At 42.8% G+C, this 5,724-nt stretch carries 6 protein-coding genes and 1 pseudogene; 5 read left to right on the forward strand and 2 right to left on the reverse strand.

Going from position 1 to position 5,724, the window contains the following annotated elements:
- Window positions 1-95: 95 nt before the first annotated feature.
- Entirely contained in the window at window positions 96-419 is a 324-nt protein-coding gene (locus GNF10_RS34495; RefSeq protein WP_311774264.1) for an alpha/beta hydrolase, read from the forward strand.
- Between the two features lie 159 nt (window positions 420-578).
- Window positions 579-1,823 carry a tetratricopeptide repeat protein gene (locus tag GNF10_RS34500; RefSeq protein WP_185580735.1) on the forward strand — a complete coding sequence of 415 codons (1,245 nt, stop codon included), beginning with the start codon at window positions 579-581 and terminating at the stop codon, window positions 1,821-1,823.
- 111 nt (window positions 1,824-1,934) lie between these two features.
- Here GNF10_RS34500 and GNF10_RS34505 read toward each other — a convergent pair.
- Window positions 1,935-2,159: pseudogene (locus GNF10_RS34505) on the reverse strand (ABC transporter substrate-binding protein); the annotation flags it as partial.
- 54 nt (window positions 2,160-2,213) lie between these two features.
- Here GNF10_RS34505 and GNF10_RS34510 point away from each other — a divergent pair.
- Window positions 2,214-2,459: a type II toxin-antitoxin system Phd/YefM family antitoxin gene (locus tag GNF10_RS34510; protein ID WP_242064838.1), complete on the forward strand. Its 246-nt coding sequence runs from the start codon at window positions 2,214-2,216 to the stop codon at window positions 2,457-2,459.
- Entirely contained in the window at window positions 2,456-2,848 is a 393-nt protein-coding gene (locus tag GNF10_RS34515; RefSeq protein ID WP_185580734.1) for a type II toxin-antitoxin system VapC family toxin, read from the forward strand. Before GNF10_RS34510 ends, GNF10_RS34515 begins: the two co-directional genes overlap by 4 nt.
- Before the next feature lie 16 nt (window positions 2,849-2,864).
- On the opposite strand, the gene GNF10_RS34520 is transcribed toward GNF10_RS34515, so the two are convergent.
- Window positions 2,865-4,085: an ABC transporter substrate-binding protein gene (locus GNF10_RS34520; protein ID WP_185580736.1), complete on the reverse strand. Its 1,221-nt coding sequence runs from the start codon at window positions 4,083-4,085 to the stop codon at window positions 2,865-2,867.
- 200 nt (window positions 4,086-4,285) lie between these two features.
- Between GNF10_RS34520 and GNF10_RS34525 the strand changes: the two genes are divergently transcribed.
- On the forward strand, window positions 4,286-5,707 hold the full coding sequence (locus tag GNF10_RS34525; protein ID WP_185580733.1) for an MFS transporter: 1,422 nt from the start codon (window positions 4,286-4,288) through the stop codon (window positions 5,705-5,707).
- Window positions 5,708-5,724 lie beyond the last annotated feature (17 nt).

The following is a 5,724-nucleotide window of genomic DNA, read 5'->3' on the forward strand; positions in this document are numbered from 1 at the left end:
TAATAAAGAATAGGAATTGGTTCGCGATAGAGTATCGCGAACCATTCTTTCTTTTCCACATCCCGTGAAAAGTCAGAGAAGCTAGTGGATTAATTGTGCAAAGCTCTTTTACATCAATGGCAGAGGAAATCCAATATAGAGATTGGTTACGGATGTTTCCCATCGATCTGCTGCTAACACAAAAGTTTGATTCTATTTCTAAAGTTCGTTCTCTACGTCTTCCCGTTTTATTTATTCATGGAACTGATGACAGCATTGTTCCATCCTACATGAGTCAGCAGTTATATGATGCTGCCCCTGAACCCAAACAACTTTTATTAATTCCAAAAGGAAAACATGTCCAAATTTATCAACCTGGAAGTAACTCGTATTTACAAGCAATTCAAAAGTTTATCCAAAAGGTAGAGTCTCAAGAGTAAGAAATAGAGCTATCGAGATTACCTTTGACACGATTTAAAAATTCGTCCAAGACTTGCAAGAATCTTTATGTCTCTTCGAGATGAGGCATGTGTGAACATAATCGGAATTGATGCCGACGGGATAGGCTGTAAATAATCACTTATTGAGACTGATAAATCATGGGGAGTGCAAATAATCAGGGGTTTTGCTGGTGGTTTATACCAAAAGTGACCCGCTACAGTTTAACTTTGTTGCTGAGTACGATAATGCTTGCTGATGCTGTGGGGGCGACACCAAGAAACATAGGGTTGCAGATAGCACAGCGCCCAGGAACCACTCAACAAAATGCCACTCGTGCTGCTGCTGAACGTGTTTTTCAAGAGGGATTGAAACTTTATCAACAAGGGACAGCAGAATCATTGCGACAAGCGATCGCAAAATACCAAGAAGCGCTGAAGCTTTGGCAACAAGTTGATGATAAAACCTGGGAAGCTGACACACTCAACAATATTGGCAAAGTCTACGGCGATTTAGGAGAAAAGCAAGAAGCGCTCAAATACTACAACCAAGCTTTACCAATACTCCGTGCAGTGGGGGAGAAGGGAATCGAAGCCAGCACCCTCAACAATATTGGCAAAGTCTACGGCTCATTAGGAGAAAAGCAAGAAGCGCTCAAATACCTCAACCAAGCTTTACCCATAAGCCGTGCAGTGGGAGACACAAAAGTGGAAGCCGTCACCCTCGCCTATATCGGCAGTGTCTACAACTCATTAGGAGAAAAGCAAGAAGCGCTCAAATACTTCAACCAAGCTTTACCAATACTCCGTGCTGTGGGGGACAAGGGAATGGAAGCCAGCACCCTCATCAATATTGGCATTGTCTACATCTCATTAGGAGAAAAGCAAGAAGCGCTCAAATACCTCAACCAAGCTTTACCCATAGGGCGTGCAGTGGGCGACAGAAAAGTGGAAGCCCGCACCCTCAACGATATTGGCTTTGTCTACATCTCATTAGGAGAAGAGCAAGAAGCGCTCAAATACTTCAACCAAGCTTTACCCCTACTCCGTGCAGTGGGCGAGAGAAGAAGGGAAGCCACTATCCTCCACAATATTGGCAGTATCTACAACTCATTAGGAGAAAAGCAAGAAGCGCTCAAATACTACAACCAAGCTTTACCCATACGCCGTGCTGTGGGGGACAGAGAAGGGGAAGTCGCCACCCTCTCTAATATGGCTACCCTTGAAGACAGTCGGGGTAATTTACAACAAGCTCTAACACATATTCAAGCAGCTATTAAAATCATTGAAGATTTACGCGCCAAAATAGCTAACGAAGAACTACGGGCTGCTTACTCTGCCTCAGTCCGAGGCTACTACGAGTTCAACGCCTATCTGCTAATGGAACTGCAAAAAAAAGACCCATAAAAAGTATACGATGCCTTGGCACTGGAAGTTAGCGATCGCTCTCGTGCCTATATTCTGATAAAACTACTAACCGAAGCAAACATAGACATCCGCAAAGGCATTGATTTTCAGTCAATCCATCGCTTTAATCTGCTGATTAGCTTCATTCTCTGCCTTCAGCATCGCCTGCTTTAATGGTTGTTGCCCCAACAAGGCGCTGACAAACTGGTTATCAAAGTTATTCACGATGCCTACGGCGGGCTACGCCTACGCACTTGGATATTTTCCCACCTGCCACGGTGTAGCATAATCCACTCCTGCCACTAATGGCGATCGCAGCAGGTCTTGGTCATAGCCGATAAATATTGAGCAATAGTTCATGCTATGTCCTATTAGAATATGACTATAGTCATGACTATGGTTATTATGAAATCAATTTCCAAAAGTAAACTCAAATCTCAACTTCTTGAGTTCTTACGACTTGTAGAGTCAGAGGGAGAAGAAATTGTAGTTACCGATCGCGGTAAGCCAGTCGTGAAAATTTCCAAATACGCGCAAACACCTTCAACAGAGGAGTTATTTGGAGAAATGCGCGGTAAAGTGAAGTACTTTGAGGATTTAACTACACCAACAACTGAGGAATGGCCACAATTGTGAAGATAGTCCTTGACACTTGTGCCTTAATCTGGTGGAGTTTAGATCCAGCCAGACTTTCTGAAAAAGCCAAAGAAGCGTGCGACTACATGGAAAGGGATAAAAATGGTCTTGTTCCGTCTATAGCTATATGGGAAATTGCTTTAAAAATCAAAAATAAAAAACTAGATTTAGGAGTCAATCTTAACGAGTATGTAGTAACGCTGAAAAAGTCTAGTACTGTTCAGATTGTACCCATTGATGAAAATATTTGGATGGAAAGTGCCAATTTAGAATGGGGTCATCGAGATCCAGTAGATCGAGTTGTCGTCGCACTAGCCAGAAGTAATCAAGCTGCAATAATTACATCTGATAAAGAGATAGCAAACTTCTACTCAGAAGTGATTTGGTGAAGGTAAGAAAGATTGTTTAATCCATCGCTTTAATTTGCTGATTAGCTTCATTCTGTGCCTTCATCATCGCCTGCTTTAATGGTTGTTGCCCCAACAAGGCGCTGACAAACTGGTTATCAAAGTTATTCACGATCGCACCTGGATATTTCCCCACCTGCCACGGTGTAGCATAATTTACTCCCGCCACTAATGGCGATCGCAGTGCATCTTGGTCATAACCTAAATTCTTTGCCACTGATTTACGTGTTGGCAAAGCAAACCCTGTTCCTGTCCACTTCTGCATTCCTTCTTTGCCCGTAAGATAAGAAATCAACTCCCAGGCTTCGGCTTTGTGCTGTGCTTGCTTGTTCATGACGTAGGCAACTGTAAAGACCATCGTGCCTTTTTTGTCATTAATCGTAGGCACTGGTGCAGTCGCAAACTCTACTTGAGGAAAGGTTTCAGTTAAATAAGGAATTGCCCAGTTACCCTCAATCACCATTGCCACTTTACTCTGACCAAACATTTCACTACCTGAGTTTGTCCCGACATCAGATTTTTGGGCAGAGGAACGGTCTTTTTGATACTGGTCTACTACTAACTCTAAACCCTTTAAACCTGCTTCACTCGCAAAGGTAGCAGAACCATTTTGATTAACTAGTTGCCCACCAAAGGCTTTAATTTTATAAGCCTGACGCGCCAATTCGGGAATTTCCCCAAAGCCGTATTTGTTAAGTTTGCCTGTCAATTGTTTCGAGTAGTTACGTAATTCATCCCAAGTAATCGGTGGATTACTCAACCCTGCGGCGGCGAATGCTTTTTTGTTATAAAACAGGGCAAGGGTGGAATAGTCTTTGGGAAGACCATAAATATGATTTTGATATTTGAAACTGTTGAGTAGGGTATCTTCAAAATCCGTTAGGTCAAATTCGGGAGTAATGTAACTTTCTAATGGTTCTAAGACATTCTGACTCATCAAGAAAGGAGCTTCTAGCGCATCGAGATAAAAGACATCTGGCGCAGCTTCCCCAACTAAACGAGTTTTGATTACATCCATGTATTGGTCGGAAATTACCTCATATTTGACCTTAATAGTTGGATGTTGTACCTCAAACTCTCGCAATACCTGTCTCAAGAGTTTTTGCTCAACAGGAGAACCTCCCCAGCCACTAAGTTTGATACTAACTGCGGTAGATGCTAACGGTTTGCTTGGTAATTGTAGACTTTGACAAGCAATAATAGCGATCGCGATCGCCATTACCAATCCCAAAAAATTAAATAATCTTTGTTTGATCACTTATACCTTCTGTTACTAAGGAGTGATATTTACTTATCTAAAATTTTTGTTGAAAATTGCAAGCTAGAATAACGAAAACTTATTAAAAATGCTAATAAAAGCATACTGAGTTCTTCGACAACCGGATTTATGTCAGGATGCTTTACTCATAAACATACATTATGGATTTTGTTCAGGTTGAAACAACTGCGCCACTGACTCTGGAAATTCCGCAGATTTCTTTACCACCAACAGCACTTTCTCCAACCTCTCGAATTCCCAAGGATGCGATTCGCACAAGTTTAAAAGCCTCCACTGCGGATTCTATCTTAGCGGCGGTTTACTCTCTTGGAACTGGCGGGATTTTACTCAGCAATTTCTTGGTGGAATTGGGTGCTAGTCCAGTAGTATTTGGGATGCTTTGCTCTATCCCTATGTTGGTCAATCTGATTCAGCCGTTGGGTGCTTACTTGTCTGAACGTAGCACCAGCCGCTTTCAATATTCTCTTCGGACACATGGAATTGGTCGGCTGCTATGGCTGGCTCTAGTAATCGGTATTGTAGGCGTAAGTTTGGGAGCGATTAATACTCACCAATTAGTGATATTGACACTTTTGATTGTTCTATTCAGCAATCTTTTGGGAGGACTAGGAACCGCATCGTGGCTAAGTTGGGTTGCAATGATAGTTCCTCGGCGATTGCGAGGCAGGTATTTTGGGACACGCAATAGTGCTGCTAATCTCACCAATTTGGTTTGCGTACCAATGGCTGGTCTAGCTGTATCACATTGGTATGGTGGAACTCTACAAGGCTATGGGGTGGTTCTGCTGATAAGCATTGTTTTAGGAATTGCGGGATTGGGGTGTCAGTATTTCCAAGTGGATATGAATCCGCGATCGCAAAATACTGATTATGGCAATTCAACTCAAATAAGTGAGATTCTGCCAGAGATTGCAAAAAATGAATCTTCTGAAGTCGCTCAATCAATTCATCCACCACAAAACCAATTAACTAATAGTGTTTGGAAAAACTCTAACTTTTTAAGATTTCTGCTGTATTTCAGCTTCTGGAATCTTGCTGTTAACCTCAGCGCTCCTTTTTTCAACCTCTATATGCTGGATACGCTGGATTTGGATGTGAGTTATGTGACTATCTACAATAGCCTTCAGGCGGGGGCGACTTTGCTAATGCTTATTTTGTGGGGAAAATTAGCAGACAAGATAGGCAATCGTCCCATCCTCATCTGTATTGGGATTTTGGTTGGAGCTACGCCACTGCTATGGCTGGGGATTGGTGCTAATCGCCTTGATATCTGGTTGTGGCTACCTCTGTTACACATCTTGGCTGGAGGTACATGGGCGGCGATTGACTTATGCAGCAACAATATACAATTGGCGATCGCACCAATTAAAAATCAGTCTATCTATTTTGCGACAGCAGCTGCCGTCGCTGGAGGGAGTGGTGCTTTAGGCGCAACTATAGGCAGCTTCATCGTCCAATTTGCTCAGTTTGGAGGCTTGCTAGGGTTGTTTGCCCTCTCTAGTCTATTTCGACTAGCAGCACTTCTTCCACTCGTTTTTGTCAAAGAACCGGAGAGAGGATGAGGGGCAGGGGGCAGGGG

Source organism: Nostoc sp. UCD121 (assembly GCF_014222285.1).
Lineage (GTDB): Bacteria > Cyanobacteriota > Cyanobacteriia > Cyanobacteriales > Nostocaceae > Nostoc.

What these genes read in the sequence shown, in the direction of transcription:
- GNF10_RS34500 (WP_185580735.1), top strand. Translation starts at nt 579, where the DNA reads ATGGGGAGTGCAAATAATCAGGGGTTTTGCTGGTGGTTTATACCAAAA.
- GNF10_RS34510 (WP_242064838.1), top strand. Translation starts at nt 2,214, where the DNA reads ATGACTATGGTTATTATGAAATCAATTTCCAAAAGTAAACTCAAATCT.
- GNF10_RS34520 (WP_185580736.1), bottom strand. Translation starts at nt 4,085, where the DNA reads ATGGCGATCGCGATCGCTATTATTGCTTGTCAAAGTCTACAATTACCA.
- GNF10_RS34525 (WP_185580733.1), top strand. Translation starts at nt 4,286, where the DNA reads ATGGATTTTGTTCAGGTTGAAACAACTGCGCCACTGACTCTGGAAATT.